The organism is Pseudomonas fluorescens (assembly GCF_902497785.1).
Taxonomy (GTDB): domain Bacteria; phylum Pseudomonadota; class Gammaproteobacteria; order Pseudomonadales; family Pseudomonadaceae; genus Aquipseudomonas; species Aquipseudomonas fluorescens_BO.
The window spans coordinates 11650-32137 of the sequence record NZ_CABVHK010000014.1 but is presented as its reverse complement, the minus strand read 5'-3'; the positions used below and the strand labels follow the sequence as shown (position 1 = coordinate 32137).

The following is a 20488-nucleotide window of genomic DNA, read 5'->3' as shown; positions in this document are numbered from 1 at the left end:
TCAGTTGTAGCCTCCTTTCTGTGGCTCGCTATTGGAGGCCGTGGTGGTTCGCAAACTCTGCGCCAATTCCACCAGTTGCACGAATTCTGCGCGCAGGCCAAAACGATCCTCGCCCCGCGCACCACGAGCCAATGCCTCGGTGTCCTTCAGACTGAATTCGCCGGTATAGCGTCCGTCCTTGAGCTGCTGGGAAAACGCCGCGACAGCCGCTGCAAATCGCAGGTCATCGCTGGCCTTGCCCTCTGAAGCAGGCACAATCGGACGCTCGATCAGACGACTATTCCCACCTTCCGGCAGCTGATAACGCACGCGCAGCATCGCCAATTCTCCAGACTTGGCGGACACAGCCGACTCGGCACTGCCATAGTGCAACGGCTCCAGCCAGCCCTTCTCGCCCTTGGGCACAATTTCGTACAACGCGGTCACGGTATGTCCTGCACCGATCTCTCCGGCATCGACCTTGTCGTTGCTGAAATCCTCACGCTTCAACGCCCGATTCTCATAGCCCAACAACCGATATTCGCTGACCTGCGCCGGATTGAATTCCACTTGCAGCTTCACGTTTTTCGCCACCACCGCGAGGGTCGAGCCGAGCTGATCCACCAGCACCTTGCGCGCCTCACGCAGATTGTCGATGTAGGCGTAGTTGCCATCGCCGGCGTCGGCCAGTTGTTCCATCAGGTGTTCATTGTAGTTATCCACACCAAAACCCAAGGTGGTCAGGGACACGCCGGTCTTGCGTTTATCCACAGCCATTTGCTTGAGGCTGTCGAAGTCGCTGATACCGACGTTGAAGTCACCGTCGGTGGCCAGCAGGATGCGGTTGATGCCTTTGGGGATAAAGGCCTGCTGCGCCATTTGATAGGCCAGATCGATCCCGGATGCGCCGGCGGTGGATCCGCCTGCGGATAACTGATCAATAGCTGTCCGGATTTTCGCTTTTTCCCGTCCGGAAGTGGGCTCGAGTACCACGCGCGATTCGCCGGCGTAGACCACCAGCGATACGCGATCCTGCGCGCGCAATTGATCGACCAATAATTTCAGCGTGCTTTTGACCAGCGGCAAACCTTCGCGGCGATCCATCGAGCCGGACACGTCCACCAGAAACACCAGATTGGCCGGCGCCAGCTCAGCCACCGCAAGGTCCGAGGCCTTGATGCCGATGCGCATCAGGCGGGTGTGCGGGTTCCACGGTGACGGCGCCAGTTCAGTGGTCACGCCGAACGGCGAGCCATCGGTGGGCAACGCGTAATCGTAGGGAAAGTAATTGACCATCTCCTCCAGCCGCACCGCGCCCTCGGGTGGCAGGCGACCCTGATTGAGCAAGCGGCGGACGTTGGCGTAAGCGCCCGTGTCGACGTCGGCGCTGAAGGTTGAGACCGGCGCGTTGGCCACGCTGTGAATCGGGTTATCCGCCAGCGCTTGATAGTGCTCCCGCGGTTCGTCCCGATAACCCTCTGGTGAAACCTCGGGTGCAAAGCTCGGCGCCGGCAGCATGCTGCGTTTGGCCATGGTTGCGTCAGCCATGACCGCCTCAGTGCGCACCAAATCAGCCTGAGCCGGAGGTGGAACAGCAGCCGCCTCGGAATCAGGCGTGGACGATGCCCCGCAACCGGCAACAGCCAGCAATAGCCCAACGGCGAAACCCTGAGCGGCCGGGCGGAGGAAATGCAGAGGAAGGGACATGGGGGCTGACCTCGGGATGAATTGATCCATTCATCCTCTGAGACGGGCAGCCCGACCGGTTCGGGTTAAACCCGCTGAAAAAAATTCAGCGGTGATAACGCCGCACCACGCTGCTGTTTTTCAACACATGGCCTTTGATTTTTTCCAGCAACTGCGCGCGGGTCAGGCCGGCGGGCAAGGCGTCCGGCGCGAGGTCCAGGGCGTACAGCTGAATGATGTAGTGGTGGGAGCTGTCACCGACCGGCGGGCAAGGGCCGATGTAGCCGACTGTGCCTTTGCTGTTGGTGCCGGCCACGCCTTCAAATGCAGACTTGGCGCCAACGCCAGCCGGGATTTGGCGAGTGGCGGCCTTGATGCCGTAATGAACCCAATGATCGACGCCCAGGCCTTTCTGGCCATCCGGGTCGTGCATGACGATGGCGTAGCTCAACGTGCCCGGTGGCGCGGCAGTCCAGCTCAGGGCCGGGGACTGGTTCTTGCCGCCGCAACCAGCAGCATCGCTGGCGGCTATCGAGGTGAACAGGCGGTTATCGGAAACACCGGGAATGCTGACGGTGAAGCGCTCCGCAGCATGCGCCGGAAACTGCACGCAAAGGGCGACTGCAACGGCCGCCAGCCAAGGGTTCAGAGAGGTCAATCGGGTCATACCGGAGCACCTTGTGCGGGTGGGGCCGTGGTCGGCGTGCAAACTATAGCCGGACCGTTCGTGCGGTGGCAGTGGGAATTGTCTGAACCTGGGGATAAACGCCAAACTCAAAAGTGAAAGCTTCTCTGGAGAGCAATCATGGCACTGCACCGCGTTGCCCGTTTCGCCGATGTGCCCGCAAACCGTGGCCTAGAAGTCCGGATCGGCGACAGCAAAATCGTCTTGCTGCGCGTGGGCGAGGCGTTGCGCGCCTATCAGGGCGAATGCCCACACGCCGGGGCGCCGCTGGCCGAAGGCGCGCTGTGTCACGGGCGCCTGATCTGTCCGTGGCACAAGGCGGCGTTCCGGATCGAGGATGGCGGATTGTGCGAACCGCCGGCGCTGGACAGCCTCAAGCGCTACCCGCTGGAGCTGCGCGATGACGAGGTGTGGGTCGACGAACTTCCGCTACCCGATGCCCACTCACCACCGGCTGACGATGAACGCACGTTTGTGATTATCGGCGCTGGGGCCGCCGGCACGGCGGGTGCTGCGGCCCTGCGTGAAAAAGGTTTCGGCGGCCGAGTGCTGCTGATCGACCGCGAACCGGACGCCGGCTACGACCGAACCGTGCTGAGCAAATTCGTGATCGCCGGACAGATGCCGCCAGAAGAAGTGCCGCCATTGCGCGATGACGATTTTTATCGCGAGCAACGCATCGAGCGAATCCACGGTGAAGTGGCAAGCCTGGATTCACAGAATCGCACTGTAAAACTCAAGGACGGGCAGACGCTGACCTATGACGCCGCGCTCATCGCCACCGGCGGCACTCCCAACCCGCTCGATTTGCCCGGTGCCGACCTGCCGCAGGTGTTCTTGCTGCGTTCGAAAGATCAGGCGCAAAAGATCCTGACCGCCGCCCAGCCCGGCCAGCGAGCGGTGATCATCGGCGACAGTTTTATTGCGATGGAATCCGCTGCGGCCCTGCGCGAATACGGCCTCGACGTCACCGTACTGGCCCGCCACCCCGTGCCCTTCGCGAAGCAGTTCGGCGAAACGGTCGGCAAAGCGATTCTCGCCCGCCACATGGCTCACGGTGTGGCGTTTCAAACCGACAGTGAAGCCGCGCAGATTGAGGGCACTGCCAGGGTTGAAGCGGTGATATTGCAGAACGGGCAGCGTTTGCCGGCGGATCTGGTGTTGGTCGGCATTGGCGTCAGCCCCGCAACAGGACCGTTTAAAGACTTGCCCATGGAGAAAGATCATTCACTGAAGGTCGACGGCGGGATGCGCGTGATCGAAGGACTGTGGGCGGCGGGCGACATCGCGACCTTCCCGCTCCACGGCCAGCCACAGCGCATCGAGCATTGGCGCCTGGCACAGCAACATGCGCGAATCGCGGCGGCGAATATGCTGGGCGGGGACGAGCGTTACCTGAATGTGCCGTACTTCTGGACGTACCATTTCGGCAAAAACTACGACTACCTCGGTTACGTCGAGGAGTGGGATGAGGTCGAGTTCAAGGGTGACCCCTATCACCCGCCCTTTATCGGGTTGTTCGGCAAAAACGGTGTCGTAGCCGCCGCCATCGCCTGCGAGGAAGAACGGGCGATAGCGATGCTGGCCGAGCGGATGAAACAGCCGCTTTCGATGGACGAGGCCTGGCGACTGATCAGAACCTGATGCTTTAAATACCCGTAGGAGCTGCCGCTGGCTGCGATCTTTTGTCTTTGAAGATCAAAAGATCGCAGCCTTCGGCAGCTCCTACGGGGCAGTGCAATGGGCGATTTACTGGGCGACTTCAACACCGCCGAGCTTGCTCATCACGAAGCCGACAAACTCTTCGAAGGTCATTTTCTGGCCGTTGAATTCCACCTGGTTATTGGCGTAATGCAGTTGCGTGACAATGTCGTTGCCGTCCAGTTTGGCGAACTGCGTGCCGACTGCCATGGCGCCGAACATGTCCGCAGTGGCCGTGGCCTGATCGGCGATGAGCTTGGCGTCAGTCTGACCGTCGATTTGACCCTGCACACTGAGCAAATCCACCAGCATCGGTTTGGACACTTTCAGATTGATATCCAGCAGAGCGATCAGTTGCTGGGTCAATTGATCTGGCGGCAGGTCCATGGATTTCGGCTTGGTGAGGTCGAGCACCAGGTTGGCGCGGCTTTCACCGTTAGCGGTGTTGAGCGACAGGTTTTCCAGCGCCAACTGCGGACCGGCCGCCAGCAGTTTTTCCAGCCCGGACTTCACCTGCGCCTCTTCAGCCGGAGTCAGCACCAGCTCTGGTGCCGGTTCACCGGCAGCGGCTGCTTCGGCGGCGGCCTTCTCGTACGGTTGCAGCTTGGTCTGGTAAATTTGCATCAGCGACATGGTGGCCGGGATGTCGAGATTTTTCAGGCTCATGGCCATCTTCGCGGAGCCGACTGTTTTACCGTTCAACGACACTTCGCCGACCTTGTAATCGGCACGCCCCGAAGCGCTGGTGCCCGATTCCTCGGTCTGGTTCTTCATTTCAAATTTTTTCAAGCCCAGCACCGACTGCTTCGCACCGAAGGTGGTCTTGCTGTCGGTCAGCTCAAGGGTGTTCTCGCCGGTGTAGTAGCCATAAGTGCTTTTCACCAGGTTGCTGGCGACGGTCAATCCGCTCAGTTCAACCTTAACCGGGGTCTGATCTTCAGCCACGGTGCTCAATGTCAGCGTATCCATGTAGCCATTGGCTTTGAGTTTCTTCGCTTGAGGACTGGCATCGACGTCGAGGTTCAGACCGGAGAATTTGAGGTGCGACTTGTCATCGAGCGCCACGTCCAGCGGCAGTAACTCGAGCGTGCCGTTGGTGGCGTTGTCATAGCCGATGTTGACCACGCCCTTGAGCGGCGACTTGTCCTTGGCAGCGGCGAACCACTTCTCGGTGAGCGGGGTCTTTTCAAGCTCGTAATGACTGGTGGCCATGACCGGCAACCACTTCAGCGACATCAGGCGCGAGAACGGCAGCGGGCCGTGCTCGATGTGATCGACGAAGAGCAATTCAATTGGCGCTTCGCCGAACATCTCGCCTTCACCCTTCAGGCGGTAATGCGCGGTGCTGCTGAATACATGACGCTCCAGCGACACCAGTTCCAGCGTGGCGGTGCCGTTGGAGCCGACCAGCGCAGCTTGCAGTTCTTTGTTGGCGTCGGCGATCGAGGTGTTCAGTACCCCTTCGATCTTGGTGCCGGTAAACCAGGCACCGCCGGCGCTGATTGCACCGATGGCCACGACAATTCCAAGGAGCACGCCTGCTGATTTATTCATGAATAACCTGATCAATGTCCGTTGTTTGAAGTGTGGTCGTCTTCCCTGAACCCATGACAGGCTGCGGTAACGACTGCGCTGAAAGTGCGAAGGAGATTAGCACTGGGCGCACCCGGTGGCCCAATGATAAACGGTGAAAGAGTGTCTATGGACCGTGCGCAAGGGTCGGGAGTTTCGGCGCACACAAAATCGCCATCGCGGGCAAGCCCGCTCCCACAAGGATTACGGGGGACCCTGTGGGAGCCGGCTTGCTGGCGATGGCGTCAGTTCGGCCAACAACCATTCAGGAATATTGGACTTCCATCGCATCCAGCTGATGATCGAAGCTTTTGAGACGAGCCGTCCACGTATACACCAGCACTTCAAAATCCCGATTGATCACCGCCCCGCCCGTCACTTCTGCGCGCGGGTCGCAGAAATCCAGTTGATAGCGCTCGCGGGCCATGGCCGCGGCGACGTCGGACAGTTCACGGGCATTGTTCAGCCAGTGCCAGCCGTCCTCGGCGATTTGCTTGTCCAGCTCCAGACATTGCTTCTTCAGCGTTTCGAGGCTTTTTTCCAGCGGCGTGCCGGTAAGTTCGCCCATGACTTCCTGGAACGTGCGCCCCGGTTGCCAGTAACTGCCCCAGAAATAACGGTCGAACACTGTTTCGACCCGGCGCAAAGCGACCTTGGTGTCCCAGATCAGCACCAGGGTTTTGCCTTGCTCGAGTTGTCTTTTCTTCACCCGCTGGCCCTGGACGGACGCCCAGGCCACCACCACGATACCCATCACCGCGATCAGCGCGGCAGCGCTGTCGAGAAACACCAGCGCCTTGTCGATCTGGTGAGCCAGCATGATGCCGTAGAAATAGGTGGCCGACAGCAGAACCAACGCTGCGATAGCGCACCAGAAGCCGGGAGCATAAGGGTTTTTCATTATTAGAGTCCCCATGACCAACGCGAGCCTTGATCTGCGGACTGGCGTGGCTCGTGGCGCCTCAGCCCAACACATCAAAGCATAGCAACGGCCTCAGGGTTTGCCGGTATTCGAGCCTTGCGTTCGTCCGCTTTCCCAGCCGCCGCCCAAGGCCAGGAACAAATCGATCTGGCTCATGGCAACTTGCGTGTTGGCGGAGGCCAATTGCGCCCGCACATCGGTGTAGGTGCGGGTGGCTTGCAGGTCGGCCAGGAACGATGCGCGACCGGCGGTGAAGAAGCGGTGAGTCTGATCTGCCGCCAGTTGCGCCGATTGCTCGGCGTCCGCCAAGGCATCGCGACGCTGCAGCAGCGCGGAGTATTGGGCCAGACCGGTTTGGGTCTCGCGAATGGCGTTGAGCACCACCCCATCGAAATGCGCCAGCGCGCCTTGGGTCGCCGCTTCGGCTTCGCGAATGCGTGCACGGGAGCCATTCGACGGCACCGTCCAGCTCAATAGCGGACCGAAGCCCCAACGGTTGGTGGCCGGTTTGCCGAGGTTTTCCAGAATGCCGACGGTGCCGACGGTCGCGCCGATACTGATGTCCGGGTACAACTCGCCGGTGGCGATGCCGATGCCGGCGGTCGCGGCGGCCAGTCGGCGTTCGGCCTGACGCACATCGGGGCGGCGTTTAAGCAGGGTGGCGCCATCGCCGACCGGCAGCAGTTGCGCGATCTTCGGCAGCTCGGCACACGTGGCGGTGCCCGCCGGCAGTTGTTCGACCGGTTTCGCCAGCAGCATCGACAAGCGGAACAACCCGGCCTGGCGCGCCGCCTCATAGCGCGGCATGTCGGCGCGCAAGGATTTGAATTGGGTTTGCGAGCGGGTGACCTGGGTTTCATCGCCACGCCCGGCGTCGCGCAAACGCTGGATCAGCGTGGTGCCCTGGGCTTGCAGGTCGAGGGAATGCTGGGCGATTTCCCGCTCTTCGTTGGCCGCGCACACTTGGGTGTAAGCCCGAACGACGTCCGCCACCAAAGTGATTCGCGCCGTGTCCGCTGCGGCTTGAGTCGCATCGGCATTGGCCTTGGCCGCTTCGATACCACGCTGCAAAGTGCCGAACAGGTCGAACTGATACGAGGTGGTGATGCCGATGTCGCCAACGTTGGCCACGGGTACTTTATCCGCCAGCAAGAAGGCTTCGCCAGACTCCTGCAAACGCTGGGCGCCGATCTTCACGCCGCCACTCCAGCCACCCGCCGCCTGCGCTTCATCGACCTGAGCGCGGGCACGGGAAAGGTTCGCCGCTGCCACGCGCAAATCGGTGTTGGAGGCCATGGCTTGCTGCACGAGCTGATCCAGGCGCGGGTCTTTGTACAGTCGCCACCAATCGCCAGGCACCGGTGCCGAAACGACATCGTTGTCATGCACGGCCAACTCGCCCTGCAAGTCTGCACGGTGCACAGCGGCTTCGTCTGGCAAGTGATAATCCGGACCGACCACCTGACACGCCGACAGCAACAGGCCTAATCCGGCCACCGCCAAACCCGAGGCCCTGCTCATTGCGCCGACGCCTGCGGCTGATCGTCGATGATCGACACCGTCGCGGTGCGCCCGGCGATCATGCGGAAGTCTGCGGGCACGTCATCAAACGCGATCCGCACCGGAATCCGCTGCGCCAGCCGCACCCAACTGAAGGCCGGGTTGACGTTGGGCAGCAGGTTGCTGCCGCTGCTGCGATCGCGGTCTTCGATGCCGGCGACGATGCTTTCCACGTGGCCGCGCAGTCGCGCACGGTCGCCGATGACGCGGATATCGACCGACTGGCCGACATGAATGCCGTCCAGTTTGGTTTCTTCAAAATAGCCGTCGATGTGAAACGAATTGCTGTCCACCACCGACAACACTGGCCGCCCGGCGGTGACGAATTCCTGCGCGCGCGGCGCTCGGTCGTTGACGTAGCCGTCCACCGGACTGCGGATGGTCGAGCGGTCAAGGTTAAGCTGGGCGCTGTCCACCGCCACTTGCGCTTCCATCAACGCCACTTCGGCGCGGGCCACCCGAGACTGGCTTTCTTCCAGTTGCTCGCCCGGCACCAGATTGCCGAGGCCACGATTACGCTTGGCCTCGCGTTGCGCCTGGGCCAGGGTTTCCCGGCGGTCAGCGACCGCCGCTTTGGCTTGACGCAGAGCGAGTTTGAAACGGTCCTGATCGATGCTGAACAGCACCTGGCCGCGCTTGACCAACTGGTTGTCGCGCACGTCGACCTGCTGGATCAGCCCGGACACGTCCGGCGCAATCTGCACAATGTCGGCACGGATGTGGCCGTCGCGGGTCCAGGGGGCGAACATGTAATACATCACCATGCGCCAGACCACGACCACGGCGAAGGTCACGATCAGCAAGGTCAGGACCACGCGGCCGAGGGTCAAAAAAGGTTTTTTCATGTCATCAGGTATCGACTGAGTGAGTCCACGGCGCCGAGCAGCAGGGCGTAGAGAGCCACGTTGAACAATGCCCGGTGCCAGACCAGACGGTAAAAGTGCAGGCGTGTCAGCAACCCGTGCACCAACAGGAAAATCACATAGGTAATGCCCATCAGCACCAGCAGCGTGGGCAGGAACACCCCGCTGATGTCCAGATCACCGATCATAAAGGCGCTCCATCGATGCCATGGGGAAGCGGTTCTTCGAGTTCGCCGGCGCCGACGAATTCAACACCGGGCAGCAACGCCAGACGCAAGCCGCTCAGGGCGTGCAGCAGGTGCAGGCGGGCACCGTCATCGCATTCGCGGTTGAGGGCGCGGCGGGTGCGGTCCATGGTCATCAACAATGCACTGGGCGCCGGTAAACGCTCGTCAGCCTTGAGGCAGGCCTTGAAATAGTCGCCGACCTCGGCCACAACCTGATGCAACAGGGTTTGCGGTACGCCCAGCACGCGCGGGGTGTAGGCGAGCAAGTCGAGCAGGTTCAGCGCCACGCGGACTTCGCGCAATGCGATGCCGGTGTCCTGGCCGGTCATGGCCAGGCGCGGTAAATGCTGCATCAAGCGATCAAGCACCTGCACACCGAGGCGTCGATGCTCGGCCAGCGAGGCCGGCTCGGTGAGGCTGACAATGTCGCGCCAGCTGAAACGGGTCAGCCGCTTGGCCGCCAGTTCCGCCCCGAACGGCCGGGCGATCAGGGTCCAGACAAAGGCAAACAGCAAACCGACAGGACCGGCCAGGTTGGAGTTGGCGAAGGCGAGAAAGTCCGCGTCATATGCGCCCTGGATACTGATGAACGACGAGGTGTTGACCAGCGTCAGCAGCATGCCGAGATAGAACTGCGGCTTGACCGTCAGGGTGCCGATGCAAATGAACGGCACGGCGAACGCCAGCACCAGCATCGGGAAATCATGCAGATTGGGCAGGACCAGAAACAAATAAAGGCTGGCGAATAACACCGACATCGCGGTCCAGAAAAAGAACCGATAGATCTGCGGTGCAGGATCGTCCATCGACGCAAAAAAGCTGCACGCCACGGCCGCCAGAATCACCGCAGCGCCACCGTCGGTCCAGCCGAGCAGAATCCACAATACCGACGCGACGATGATCGCCGTCACCGTGGACACCGCCGAGTAAAGCATCAGCCCACGGTCGATAAAAGGCGACAGGCGACCGAGGCGCCAGTGCCGATACACCGCGCGCCAGCTGTCCTGACTTTCGCACTGAATTGCGTATTGCAGGCTGCGGCAGTCTTGCCAGAGATCAATCCATTCGGCGAGGCGATACAGCGCGTTGGAGAACAGCAGTTGTTTGCGATCGTCCAGCGCTTCGGCATTCGGTTGCAGCGCTTCGACCTGGTCTTTCAGCGCTTGCCAGCGAGCGAGGTCGGCATCTTTGTGATCAAGCCATTCGGTGGCGTCGGCCAGCAACGGCGCAAATTTGTCCACCAGCTCCGGCGTGCGCCGCTCGAGGGCGTAGAGCGCGTCGTCGAGGGCGTCAATCACCGGCAGCAGGTGGATCATGCGCCCGCGCAGTTCCTTGGTGTTGCGCACGGTTTGCGGGCGCGCGCCCTCGTGAGGCAACTGGCCGATCATCAATTCCAGGGTGTTGAAGGTCACCACCATTGACGAACGCAGGGCACTGACTTCGTCCGGCTGCACGCTGCGGCTGAGGAATCGCAGGCTGTAAGTCGAGGCATCGGCGAACCATTTGTTCACTGAATCGTTGAACACCGGCGCCAGCCGCCGAGGCCAGAACATCGCGCCGACCACCGCCGCGACGGCGATGCCGAGGAAGATTTCTTCCGTGCGCGCTTCAGCCACGTCCCACACCGCCAACGGGTTATCCACCACCGGCAAGGCGATCAGCGGCAAGGTGTAGCCGGCAAGCATCAAGGCGTAACTGTTGGCGGTGCGCAGGTGCAGCGACAGGAACAACAGAATCCCGGTCCACAGCGCGATAACCACCACCAACACATAAGGGCTCTGAACGAACATCGGCACGAAAAACACCGCCGCCGCCGCGCCGAGAAATGTACCGACGGCGCGGTACAGCGCCTTGGAACTGGTCGGGCCGACGAAGGGGCTGGAGACGATGTAAACCGTGGCCATCGCCCAATACGGACGGGGCATTTGCATGAGCATGGCGATGTACAGCGCGATCATCGACGCCGCGAAGGTGCGCACACCGTAAAACCAGTCTCGCGCCGAGGGAACGCCGGCGAAAAACCCGTTCATGGGCTCACCACCGACGGCGCGTTGGCCGCCTCAAACGCTCGCAAAACCCGCAACGCTGCTTCCAGATCACCGGGGGCGATGCCTTCCAGCACTTCACGACGCAGGCGCACCAACTCGATTTCGACGGCTTGCACCAGTTCCCGGCCAGAGTCGGTCAGGCTCAGGCATTTGGCGCGCCGATCAAGGGCATCCTCGGTGCGACGGACATAGCCCGCATGACACAGCTGATCGAGCAAACGCACCAGCGACGGGCTCTCCATCCCGGCCGCCTGCGCCACCGTCACCTGGCGCACACCCTCACCCAACCGCCCGATCATCAATAACGGAACGGCGCAGGCTTCAGAAATTCCATAGTTGACCAGCGTGGTCTGGCAGATCTTCCGCCAATGCCTGGCGGCCACCACCATGGAGCTGCTGATGTTCATCTGGAGAGCGTCGAGGTTTTTCGGCACGAGGGGCAAGGCACACTGTTAGTTTGCTAACTATCAATATGGCACTGGAGGGGAAAGCTGGTCAAGTTTTGTAACAATTTTATGGCCTTGAGACAGCCGATATTAGAAAGGATCACGTTCCCTGTGCGGGCCTGACTTAAGGAGGACCCAATGACCGAACGCTCAACACCGAAGGCGGACCCTTGCACGGGTAGTTGAATCGCCGACACTTATCGCTGTTTCCTACAAAAGAAAGTAGACGCAGCGCGACTCTCGCTAGAGATGTAGAGGGGTATCAGCAACGAGGAGATGGAAAAGCAATTCGCCCTCAGACGAGCGAAAGTCGCTAAGTAAACAGCTCGAGAGCCCTGCTAACGCTTCTTCGCCCGCTCGTAAACAGAGCTGCGTTCGCGCTTACCAACTGCCACCACAGAAATCACCACCCGCTCATCAATTACCTCGTAGACCAATCTGTATCCCGACGACTTCAGTTTAATTTTGTAGCAGTCAGGCATTCCATGCAGCGCGTCTGCCGGGATCCGAGGCATTTCAAGTCGTTCTGCCAGTTTCTTTTTAAATTGTTCACGCAGCGTGTGTCCCAGCTTCTCCCACTCCTTGCGGGCAGATGGCAGGAATTCGAGCCTATAAGTCATTCAGGTTTACCGGGACTGGTTTCTCGTGCTTACGGGAGCGAATGATTTCTGCCAATTCGAGATCATCGAGGCGCTCCATCATGGCTTCAAATACATCAGCCGGGACCATGTACCCCATGACTCGATTGTGATTTAGCACTGCGACGGGTCCGCCATGAGCGCCGCTTAAAACGGCAGAAGGATTTTTCTTCAGTTCGGACACACTAACGGCCATGTCGGCCAGAACATTCTGCATAAATAAGACCTCAAATAAGGTCGCAATTCTGGTCTATTTGTCGTCCGTGAGCAACCTGTGGAAACCAAGGAACTGAGTTTTCGATGTTCTTTACACCCCCCGCCCCTTCCGCATCAACACATCCAATTGATCCACCACCTCCGCCCAATCCGCGTCATCGAGAATCTCATCGCGCAAAAACGCCGCCTGGCTCTTGCTCCAGAAAAACGCATCCGCCAGATGCAGTTCCGGTTTGAGCGGTGAATGGGTGGCGATGAATTGGTCGATGCTGACGGGGTCGCTGTCCAGGCCGAGTTGTTTGAAGAGGGCGGGGAGGCTGTGGGTTGGGGATTCCATGTTGAATACCTTTTTTGTGGCAATTGATTGAGGGTAGTTACTCCGCTATCGCGAGCAGGCTCGCTCCCACAGTTGAACGCGTGCCCCTGTGGGAGCGAGCCTGCTCGCGATAGCGGTGTCACTGACGACACATTACTCAATGACTCAACTCCCGCACCTCGGCATGCGGCACCATTTTCAGATACTCGGGCATGCTCATGTGCAGCAGGTTGTTGTGGTTGCCGGCCTCCAGGTAGATGTCTTTCTGGCGGGTCAGCATCGGGTCGATGACCATGTCCAGCCCATAAGACTCACCCAACGCCGGCACGGCGCCGCGTTCACAGTCTCCGAACAGATGCGCCAGGTTGCTTTCCCGGGTGACCTGCCACTCGCCGCTGCTGCGCACTTTGCTCAGGTCCAGGTGCTCACTCGCCGGCAACACGGCCATCAGGTAATGACCATGGTGGTCGTCGAGGATCACCGATTTGGCCACCCGCTCGGCGGGAATGCCCGCGACCCGCGCCGTTTCGAGGCTGCTGGCCGAGTGGGGGTGGGTGACGATGTCGAATTCGCAGCGCGCCTTTTCCAGGCTGCTCTGCACCGTTCTTGCCATACGCATGATGCACCTCGGTGTCCGCAATGAGGTTCGCGGACGATGGGATAAACCTTGTTTCGCCATTGGAAAGTTTAGGCCGGGTGGCGCCTTCGCGGGGGAAATCTGCCCGCCGGAACACCGTCGACAACGGGTCAAAATTCGTACAATTCGCAGCTGGACTAGACTGAGTAGAGCGATGGGCGTTAACGGTGACGCGGGTTGTCTGGATCAGCGCGGCGCTCTCAAGTTCATCGTCGGAACGCCGCCCGGAGCAGGCTCGCTCCCACATGGAGGGTCACGTGAACACTCGTTGTTGTGCAGTTGCGTTGCTGTTGGCCCTGAGCGGATCGGCATTCGCGGCGGACACCGTGATTCTTATGCCCAACCCCATCGGCATCTGGCTGATCACGTTTGGCATCGCGTTTCTGATCGCAGAAGCGGCCTTGCCCAATTACGGCGTGATCGGGCTGGGCGGGATTGTGATGTTTGTCATCGGTGCGGTGATTTTGACCAACACCGAAGTGCCTGTGCCCTTGATGGTCGGCTTGGGATTGATCAGCGCGTTGCTGTTGATCTTCCTGCTGATTCACGCCCTGAAAACCCGACCGCGCCACACCGTCAGTGGCGATGCCGGCCTGGTCGGCAGCGTCACCCGCGTGATGTCTTTGCAGCCCGACAATGCGTGTAACGGCTGGGTGCACCTGCAAGGAGAACAGTGGCAGGTACTGAGCAACACGCCGCTGCAACGCGGGCAACACGTCCGGGTGGTGGCACGCAAGGGATTACTGCTGCAAGTGGCCGCGGCTGACGCGGCGCCGGCTGGAGACTAACCATGGGCCTGCAACTGGGTTTTGCCGCACTGCTGCTGTTGCTGATCGCGCTGGCGGGATCGACCTTCCGTATCCTGCGCGAATACGAACGCGGGGTGGTGTTCCAGCTCGGCCGTTTCTGGCAGGTCAAAGGCCCCGGCCTGATCCTGCTGATTCCAGTGGTGCAGCAAATGGTCCGGGTGGATTTGCGCACCGTGGTTCTCGACGTGCCGCCGCAAGACGTGATCACCCGCGACAACGTTTCGGTCAAGGTCAACGCGGTGCTGTACTTCCGCGTGCTCGACCCGCAGAAGGCGATCATCCAGGTCGAAGACTTTTTGATGGCCACCAGCCAACTGGCCCAGACCACCTTGCGCGCGGTGCTCGGCAAGCACGAACTCGATGAACTGCTGGCCGAGCGCGAACGCCTGAACATCGATATCCAGCAAGTTCTCGACGCTCAGACCGACGCCTGGGGCATCAAAGTCGCCAACGTCGAGATCAAACACGTCGACCTCAACGAATCGATGGTCCGCGCCATCGCCAAACAAGCCGAAGCCGAGCGCGAACGCCGGGCCAAAGTCATCCACGCCGAAGGTGAATTGCAGGCCTCGGAAAAACTCATGCAAGCCGCCGAAATGCTCGGCCGCCAACCGGGCGCCATGCAGCTGCGGTACATGCAGACCCTGAGCTCGATTGCCGGAGACAAAACCTCGACCATCGTCTTTCCGCTGCCGATTGAATTGCTCAAGGGGATGGCGGATTTGTCGTCGAAACCATAACCCTGAAAACGAAAATGCCCTTTGTAGGAGCGAGCTCGCTCGCGAAAAACTTCGGGCGCCGCGTTTTCACAATCACTACGCGTTTTCGTTAACGACCATCGCGAGCAAGCTCGCTCCTACAGTTATCAACGCTGCACGGAAATGGGATACACCGACTCCCATCCCCCGCCCAACGCCTTGTACAACCCAACCATTGCCAACGAAACCCCGGTCGAGCTCTCGACCCACTGCTGCTGCGTCGCCAGCAACTCGCCTTGCACGGTGAGGACGTTGACGAAATCGACCACCCCTTCCACGTATTGCTGTTGCGCAGTGCGCAGGGCGATCTGGTTTTGGCGAACGGCTTCGGCTAGGCTGTCGCGGCGCAGCTGGCTGGCGTTGTACGCGCTTAGCTGATCGTCGATTTCATGCCAGGCCCGCAGCACGGTGTGCTGGTAGGCAATCGCGGCTTCCTGTTGTTGCGCTTCACGCAGGTTGAGAACACCGCGCAGGCGACCGCCATCGAACAGCGGCAGGCTCAATTGCGGGCCGATGCCAAATGCCCGTGAACCCCATGACCCGTAGTCGCTCAGTTGCATGGCTTGCGAGCCGAGGTTGCCCGACAGGGTGATGCGCGGATAAAAATCGCCCTTGGCCACGCCGATGTTGGCGGTGGCCGCATGCAGGCGCGCTTCGGCCTGGCGGATGTCCGGGCGCCGTTCGGCCAGTTGCGACGGCAGGCCGATGGCAACCTGACGCGGGGTTTGCGGCACCGGCGCGTCTGTGGATAACTCGGCATGCAGCGCTTGTGGCGGTTCGCCCATCAACAAACTCAGGGCATTGATCAGCTGTGCCTGGCGCTGCTCCAATGCCGGCAGGCGCGACTCGATGGCCGCCACTTGCGCCGCAGCTTCGGCGACGTCCAGGTCGGTGGCGACACCGTCTGCCAGGCGCAGTTGCGACAGCTTCAGGCTGTGGCGGGCGACGTCGAGGTTCTGCTCGGTGACGGCGCGGGTATTTTGCACGCCGCGCAGCTGAATGTAGTCCTGTGCGGTTTCAGCGAGCACCGACAGCAACACGCCGCGCTGGTCGTTTTCCGCGACTTCCAGCGTGGCGTCGGCCGCTTCGGTTTCGCGCCGCACGCGACCCCAGAAGTCCAGTTCCCAAGAGGCCGAAAACCCTGCATCCCACAGGTTGAAGGCCGAGTTGCCGTCATGCCCCGATGGATCGCTCAGGCCTTCGCCGCTGTTGCGTTTACGCCCGTAACTGCCGGTGGCGGCGGTGTTCGGGTAGCGCTCGGCAGTGATCACCTGACGTGCGGCGCGGCTTTGCTGCAAGCGGCTGCTGGCGAGCTTCAGGTCGAGGTTGTCGGTCAGCGCGCGCTGGGTCAGGGCGGTAAGTTGCGGGTCGCGAAAAACTTCCCACCAGCGTTCGTCCATGTCCTGGGCGACGGCTTGGCTGGCAGCCGCATTGTGTGGCTTGGACCATTCGGAAATCTGCTGAGCCTCGGGCTTCTTGAAGTCCGGGCCGACGGTGCAGGCGGTGAGGCTCATGACCAGCAGGGCGCAAAAAGTGAAGTGAAGCTGACGGCCTCTTCGCGAGCAAGCTCGCTCCCACAGGGGATCTCTTTTTGAGTGCGAATTTTGCGTAGTGCATAGATCTAATGTGGGAGCGAGCTTGCTCGCGAAGGCGTCAGAACAGCCAACGAAAATCTTCATCGCTGAACAACCTCATGATCATGCGTGCCCGCTGTATCAATACTCGCCTCCACCGACATCCCCACCCGCAGCCGCTCAGCCAACGGCTGCCCCGGTTCCAGGACGATCTTCACCGGAATCCGCTGCACCACCTTGGTGAAGTTCCCGGTCGCGTTGTCCGGTTTGATCGAAGCAAAAGTCACCCCTGTCGCCGGGGCAATGCTCTCGACGCGACCGCGCAGCGCTTCGCCACCCAAGCTGTCCACTCGTACCTGAACACCCTGCCCCGGTTTTACATCGGTCAGTTGCGTTTCCTGAAAATTGGCGACCACATAGGCCTGTGACAATGGCACCACCGCCAGCAGCTTGCTGCCCGGCGTGACATAGGCGCCGACGCGCACCGCTCGCTCGCCGACCATGCCGTCCTGAGGCGCCACGATGCGCGTATACGACAACTCGTAGCTGGCCATTTCCAGCGCCGCTTGCGCCCGTTTCAAGCCACCGTCCGCAGCGTCGCGCTGTGCGGCCAGGATCTCGACTTGCTTGCGTTCCGCCGCCAGCACCGCCGTCGCATTGGCCAACCGCGCGTTGGCCTGATCGATCCGCGTGCGGGCTTGCTGGGCATTCTGCACCGTACCCGCGCCGACGCCGGCGAGGTGGTTGTAGCGGTTCAATTCATGTTCGGCGAAGGCCATTTCAGCCTTCGCCGACACGACGGTGGCCTGCGCCTGAGCGATCACCGACGTCTGTCGCTCAAGCGTGGCGCGAGCGTTTTGCAACTGCGCCCGCGCCACCAGGGTTTCGGCGTCAGCGGCCTGAGCGGCGGCGCGCAAATCCCGGTCATCGATCAGCGCCAGCATTTGCCCGGCCTTGACCTGCTGGTTGTCTTCCACCAGCACTTCCTTGATAAACCCGGCGACGCGCGGCACCACCAAGGTGAAGTCGGCGGAGACAAAAGCGTCGTTGGTGGTCTGTTGCGTACGCTTGCCGAATACCGGTGCCAGCAGGTACACCAGCACACCGATTGCCACCACGGCGGCAACGCTCACGGCGACTTTTTGCTTGGATTGAGTCGTCATAAAAACCTTCTGTTTCAGTGAAGCATTCAAGTCGGCGCACGCGGCGGATACACCCGCGTCGGCAGCCAGAAAATCAGCAGGATCAGCGCCAGAGCGATGCCGGTCATGCACAGATAAAGATCAGAGGCCGTCAGCACCACGGCCTGCTCATGCAGTCGATGGGCGAGGCCCGCACTGTCGCTGTCCACCAGCGGCGAATTGCCGAGACGGTCCACTAACATGGTCGAATGGAAGTGCAGCCGCGAGGTCGTCAGCGCTTCGATCACGCCGGTGGCGATCACCGCCGACAGGCCTTTGACGGTGTTGAACCAGGCCGAAGCGTAGGGCCCTTCCATCGGGCTGATGCTGCCGGTCGCGAGTATCAACAGCGGCAGCACCGCCATCGGTTGCCCGAAGATTTGCAGCAGTTGCAGCACGTAAAAATCGTCGCGGATCCACACCGACGTCAATTGCGAGCCACCGACGCACGACAGCGCCAGCATGCTCAGGCCGAGGCCCAACACCCACCGGCAATCGACCCGGCGCAGGTTGCACAGCGCCGCCACCAGCGGCAGCGCGATCAATTGGGGCAGCGCCGCCAGCAGCATGATCGGCGCGGTCTGCACCGGGCGATAACCCTGGACCTGCGCCAGGTAACTGGACGGAATAATGATCACCGCCAGCAAGATCACCAGCACGCCCGCCAGCGTCAGCAACGCGAACGACAAGTTGCGGATGCCGAGCATCTGCATCTTGAAAAACGGGATCGGCTGCGACCATTCGTTGATCAGAAACAGCACCAGCAACAGCAACCCGCCGCCGAGCAATCCGCAGATCAGGCTCGACTCGAACCAGTCCAGGCGATTGCCCTGCAAGATACCGATGACCAGCATGCAGATCGCCGGAAAACCCAAGAGCAACCCGCGCCAGTTGAATTGCTTGAAACGCTCCAGCCGCACAGGGTCCTGAGGCAAACCGTAGGCCACTGCCGCCATGGCGATCAGGCACGGCGCGATGATTTGCCAGAACGTCCATTGCCAGCCGACGTGCTCGGTCCACAACCCCGCCAACGGGGTGCCGAGCCCGGGGCCGAATGTTGCCGTCAGGGCATAACCGGCCAAGCCGTAGAGCTTCACGTTGGCCGGTAAAAAACGCAGGGCAACGGTCATCAGCATCGGTGGCAACGCACCGCCCGCCAGACCTTGCAAGGTGCGCATCAGCAGCAGGCTTTCGTAGTTGGGGGCAAATGGGCACAGCACACCCAACAGGGTGAACAGGCTGATCGCGCAGAGGGTGAAACGGCGCAACGAAAACGTCACCGAGCACCACGGCGCGAACGCCATCGCCGCCACCGACGTCGCGGTGTAACTGGCGACCAGCCAAGTGCCTTCGTCGTAGCCGATGGCCAATGCGCCGCGTATGTCCGCGAGGGCGACCTTGGTCACCATCTCGTTGAGGCCCGACACCAACACCGCCAGCAACACGCCCACCAGACCGATGATGATCCGCGGGCCGAAAACCGGCGGCGTCACGGCGGCTGGGCTGGTCGCGGCAACAGGCGCCGTGACCGTGAGGGAAGTCATGGATTGAAAGCTCCGGGGGTTGGATTGCGGAGCATTCTAAGAAGTGCGGAAGCTGACGAAAATCAACTTATTGGCAAGTTATAAGTGCGCTTGACGCAACTGTCGAAACAAAAGATCGCAGCCTTCGGCAGCTCCTACAGGGCACGCGATACCCTGTAGGAGCTGCCGAAGGCTGCGATCCTGGTTTTTCAAGGTTGCGCAGCCTGCCACGTCTCATCGCAACACGCCTTCAACGTTTCACGCATCCAGCGGTGCGCCGGATCCTTGTCGAAGCGCGGGTGCCACGCCTGGGTCAACATGATCGTCGGCAACGGGATCGGCAGCGTGAATGAGCGCAGTTTCAAGCCCAGCCTTCGTACGCTGAGCAACGCTTCCTTCGGCACCGGCAGGATCAGGTCAGAATCGGGCAACGCGAACATCGCCGCATGGAAGCTCGGCGCAATCACCGCCACCCGCCGCTCCAGCCCCAGGGCATTGAGCGCCGTGTCGATCGGGCCGCGGGCGATGCCGCGACGGGACATGCTGATGTGAGAAAAACCGGCGTAGCGCTCCGCGGTGATTTCCTTGTCGAACAGCGGATGGTCTTCACGCACCAGGCCAACGAAGTGCGTGGGGAACAGGTTCTGCACTTTGACCTCCGGCATCACCGGCCGATTGTTGCTCACGCTTAAATCGATGCGGCCTTCACGCAACGCTTCATCATCGCCATCGCCCTCCGGAACGAAGCGCAGCTCGCAGTGCGGCGCCTGTCGCTCCATGGTGTCAAACAGCTTGCCGCCATACACACCCACAAAAAAATCGTTGGCGCGAATGCTGAAGCGTCGCCGCAAACTGCCCAGATCCACTTCATCGGCGGAGCGGAACAGCAACGCAGCCTGCTCAACCAGATCCCGCACCTGCTCGCGCAACTCCAATGCCTTGGGCGTCGGCACCAGGCCTCGACCGGCACGCACCAGAATCGGATCGCCCATGGCTTCGCGGATGCGTGTGAGCGTGCGGCTCATCGCCGCCGGGCTGAGGTTCATCCGCCGCGCAGCGCCCACCACGCTGCCTTCGTCGAGCAAAGCGTCGAGGGCGACCAGAAGATTCATGTCCGGGAGTTGCATGCTGAGCACTCGTGGCAGAT

General features: G+C 61.1%; 20 protein-coding genes. 3 read left to right on the top strand and 17 right to left on the bottom strand.

From position 1 onward, the window contains the following. Together F8N62_RS20595 and F8N62_RS20590 are read right to left on the bottom strand one after the other, a co-directional pair. Positions 1–1686, bottom strand: coding sequence for a vWA domain-containing protein (locus tag F8N62_RS20595; protein WP_150712407.1), 1686 nt, complete (start codon positions 1684–1686; stop codon positions 1–3). Between the two features lie 85 nt (positions 1687–1771). Beyond that, a complete protein-coding gene (locus tag F8N62_RS20590) occupies positions 1772–2332 on the bottom strand; it encodes a YbhB/YbcL family Raf kinase inhibitor-like protein (protein ID WP_150712406.1) in 561 nt (186 codons plus the stop codon). Positions 2333–2470: 138 nt separating this feature from the next. Here F8N62_RS20590 and F8N62_RS20585 point away from each other — a divergent pair, with 138 nt between their 5' ends. Then, complete coding sequence (locus tag F8N62_RS20585; protein WP_150712405.1) at positions 2471–3994, top strand: FAD-dependent oxidoreductase; 1524 nt, start codon at positions 2471–2473, stop codon at positions 3992–3994. 105 nt (positions 3995–4099) lie between these two features. Here F8N62_RS20585 and F8N62_RS20580 read toward each other — a convergent pair whose 3' ends face one another. The 11 genes from F8N62_RS20580 to F8N62_RS20530 all read right to left on the bottom strand — a co-directional run bounded on the left by F8N62_RS20580 (position 4100) and on the right by F8N62_RS20530 (position 13478). Then, positions 4100–5605, bottom strand: coding sequence for a YdgA family protein (locus F8N62_RS20580; RefSeq protein WP_150712404.1), 1506 nt, complete (start codon positions 5603–5605; stop codon positions 4100–4102). Positions 5606–5888: 283 nt separating this feature from the next. Next, complete coding sequence (locus tag F8N62_RS20575; protein ID WP_150712403.1) at positions 5889–6524, bottom strand: NADH:ubiquinone oxidoreductase subunit N; 636 nt, start codon at positions 6522–6524, stop codon at positions 5889–5891. Between the two features lie 93 nt (positions 6525–6617). Next, a complete protein-coding gene (locus tag F8N62_RS20570) occupies positions 6618–8066 on the bottom strand; it encodes an efflux transporter outer membrane subunit (protein WP_150712402.1) in 1449 nt (482 codons plus the stop codon). Beyond that, entirely contained in the window at positions 8063–8950 is an 888-nt protein-coding gene (locus F8N62_RS20565) for an HlyD family secretion protein (protein WP_150712401.1), read from the bottom strand. Before F8N62_RS20565 ends, F8N62_RS20570 begins: the two co-directional genes overlap by 4 nt. Continuing rightward, positions 8947–9156: a DUF1656 domain-containing protein gene (locus tag F8N62_RS20560; protein ID WP_045059488.1), complete on the bottom strand. Its 210-nt coding sequence runs from the start codon at positions 9154–9156 to the stop codon at positions 8947–8949. The genes F8N62_RS20565 and F8N62_RS20560 overlap by 4 nt, the downstream gene beginning before the upstream one ends. Then, positions 9153–11225, bottom strand: coding sequence for an FUSC family protein (locus F8N62_RS20555; RefSeq protein WP_150712400.1), 2073 nt, complete (start codon positions 11223–11225; stop codon positions 9153–9155). The genes F8N62_RS20560 and F8N62_RS20555 overlap by 4 nt, the downstream gene beginning before the upstream one ends. Next, entirely contained in the window at positions 11222–11650 is a 429-nt protein-coding gene (locus F8N62_RS20550) for a MarR family winged helix-turn-helix transcriptional regulator (RefSeq protein ID WP_150712399.1), read from the bottom strand. Before F8N62_RS20550 ends, F8N62_RS20555 begins: the two co-directional genes overlap by 4 nt. 377 nt (positions 11651–12027) lie before the next feature. Continuing rightward, on the bottom strand, positions 12028–12309 hold the full coding sequence (locus F8N62_RS20545) for a type II toxin-antitoxin system RelE family toxin (RefSeq protein ID WP_150712398.1): 282 nt from the start codon (positions 12307–12309) through the stop codon (positions 12028–12030). Beyond that, positions 12299–12544, bottom strand: coding sequence for a type II toxin-antitoxin system Phd/YefM family antitoxin (locus tag F8N62_RS20540; RefSeq protein WP_150712397.1), 246 nt, complete (start codon positions 12542–12544; stop codon positions 12299–12301). Before F8N62_RS20540 ends, F8N62_RS20545 begins: the two co-directional genes overlap by 11 nt. A 90-nt stretch (positions 12545–12634) precedes the next feature. Then, positions 12635–12880: a DUF2789 domain-containing protein gene (locus tag F8N62_RS20535; RefSeq protein ID WP_150712396.1), complete on the bottom strand. Its 246-nt coding sequence runs from the start codon at positions 12878–12880 to the stop codon at positions 12635–12637. Positions 12881–13016: 136 nt separating this feature from the next. Then, on the bottom strand, positions 13017–13478 hold the full coding sequence (locus F8N62_RS20530) for an aminoacyl-tRNA deacylase (protein WP_150712395.1): 462 nt from the start codon (positions 13476–13478) through the stop codon (positions 13017–13019). Between the two features lie 275 nt (positions 13479–13753). Here F8N62_RS20530 and F8N62_RS20525 point away from each other — a divergent pair, with 275 nt between their 5' ends. Next, positions 13754–14284 (top strand): NfeD family protein, encoded by a 531-nt coding sequence (locus F8N62_RS20525; protein ID WP_191632410.1) that lies wholly within the window; start codon positions 13754–13756, stop codon positions 14282–14284. A 2-nt stretch (positions 14285–14286) separates the two neighbouring features. Next, positions 14287–15045 carry a slipin family protein gene (locus tag F8N62_RS20520; RefSeq protein ID WP_150712393.1) on the top strand — a complete coding sequence of 253 codons (759 nt, stop codon included), beginning with the start codon at positions 14287–14289 and terminating at the stop codon, positions 15043–15045. Between the two features lie 125 nt (positions 15046–15170). Here the strand turns inward: F8N62_RS20520 and F8N62_RS20515 are convergent, their stop codons facing one another. The 4 genes from F8N62_RS20515 to F8N62_RS20500 form a co-directional block, all read right to left on the bottom strand. After that, complete coding sequence (locus tag F8N62_RS20515) at positions 15171–16742, bottom strand: efflux transporter outer membrane subunit (RefSeq protein WP_150712392.1); 1572 nt, start codon at positions 16740–16742, stop codon at positions 15171–15173. Then, the gene (locus tag F8N62_RS20510) at positions 16739–17800 is read right to left on the bottom strand and encodes an HlyD family secretion protein (RefSeq protein WP_150712391.1); all 1062 of its coding nucleotides are present in this window, start codon (positions 17798–17800) and stop codon (positions 16739–16741) included. The genes F8N62_RS20515 and F8N62_RS20510 overlap by 4 nt, the downstream gene beginning before the upstream one ends. Positions 17801–17826: 26 nt before the next feature. Continuing rightward, positions 17827–19362, bottom strand: a complete 1536-nt coding sequence (locus F8N62_RS20505; protein WP_150712390.1) for an MFS transporter — start codon at positions 19360–19362, stop codon at positions 17827–17829. Positions 19363–19550: 188 nt separating this feature from the next. Next, positions 19551–20468 (bottom strand): LysR family transcriptional regulator, encoded by a 918-nt coding sequence (locus tag F8N62_RS20500; RefSeq protein ID WP_150712389.1) that lies wholly within the window; start codon positions 20466–20468, stop codon positions 19551–19553. Positions 20469–20488: the final 20 nt, after the last annotated feature.

Coding starts and splice junctions, on each gene's coding strand:
- F8N62_RS20540 (WP_150712397.1), bottom strand. CDS start 12,544: ATGCAGAATGTTCTGGCCGACATGGCCGTTAGTGTGTCCGAACTGAAG.
- F8N62_RS20550 (WP_150712399.1), bottom strand. CDS start 11,650: ATGAACATCAGCAGCTCCATGGTGGTGGCCGCCAGGCATTGGCGGAAG.
- F8N62_RS20575 (WP_150712403.1), bottom strand. CDS start 6,524: ATGAAAAACCCTTATGCTCCCGGCTTCTGGTGCGCTATCGCAGCGTTG.
- F8N62_RS20595 (WP_150712407.1), bottom strand. CDS start 1,686: ATGTCCCTTCCTCTGCATTTCCTCCGCCCGGCCGCTCAGGGTTTCGCC.
- F8N62_RS20535 (WP_150712396.1), bottom strand. CDS start 12,880: ATGGAATCCCCAACCCACAGCCTCCCCGCCCTCTTCAAACAACTCGGC.
- F8N62_RS20555 (WP_150712400.1), bottom strand. CDS start 11,225: ATGAACGGGTTTTTCGCCGGCGTTCCCTCGGCGCGAGACTGGTTTTAC.
- F8N62_RS20530 (WP_150712395.1), bottom strand. CDS start 13,478: ATGCGTATGGCAAGAACGGTGCAGAGCAGCCTGGAAAAGGCGCGCTGC.
- F8N62_RS20565 (WP_150712401.1), bottom strand. CDS start 8,950: ATGAAAAAACCTTTTTTGACCCTCGGCCGCGTGGTCCTGACCTTGCTG.
- F8N62_RS20560 (WP_045059488.1), bottom strand. CDS start 9,156: ATGATCGGTGATCTGGACATCAGCGGGGTGTTCCTGCCCACGCTGCTG.
- F8N62_RS20580 (WP_150712404.1), bottom strand. CDS start 5,605: ATGAATAAATCAGCAGGCGTGCTCCTTGGAATTGTCGTGGCCATCGGT.
- F8N62_RS20505 (WP_150712390.1), bottom strand. CDS start 19,362: ATGACTTCCCTCACGGTCACGGCGCCTGTTGCCGCGACCAGCCCAGCC.
- F8N62_RS20515 (WP_150712392.1), bottom strand. CDS start 16,742: ATGAAGATTTTCGTTGGCTGTTCTGACGCCTTCGCGAGCAAGCTCGCT.
- F8N62_RS20545 (WP_150712398.1), bottom strand. CDS start 12,309: ATGACTTATAGGCTCGAATTCCTGCCATCTGCCCGCAAGGAGTGGGAG.
- F8N62_RS20500 (WP_150712389.1), bottom strand. CDS start 20,468: ATGCAACTCCCGGACATGAATCTTCTGGTCGCCCTCGACGCTTTGCTC.
- F8N62_RS20585 (WP_150712405.1), top strand. CDS start 2,471: ATGGCACTGCACCGCGTTGCCCGTTTCGCCGATGTGCCCGCAAACCGT.
- F8N62_RS20510 (WP_150712391.1), bottom strand. CDS start 17,800: ATGACGACTCAATCCAAGCAAAAAGTCGCCGTGAGCGTTGCCGCCGTG.
- F8N62_RS20590 (WP_150712406.1), bottom strand. CDS start 2,332: ATGACCCGATTGACCTCTCTGAACCCTTGGCTGGCGGCCGTTGCAGTC.
- F8N62_RS20520 (WP_150712393.1), top strand. CDS start 14,287: ATGGGCCTGCAACTGGGTTTTGCCGCACTGCTGCTGTTGCTGATCGCG.
- F8N62_RS20570 (WP_150712402.1), bottom strand. CDS start 8,066: ATGAGCAGGGCCTCGGGTTTGGCGGTGGCCGGATTAGGCCTGTTGCTG.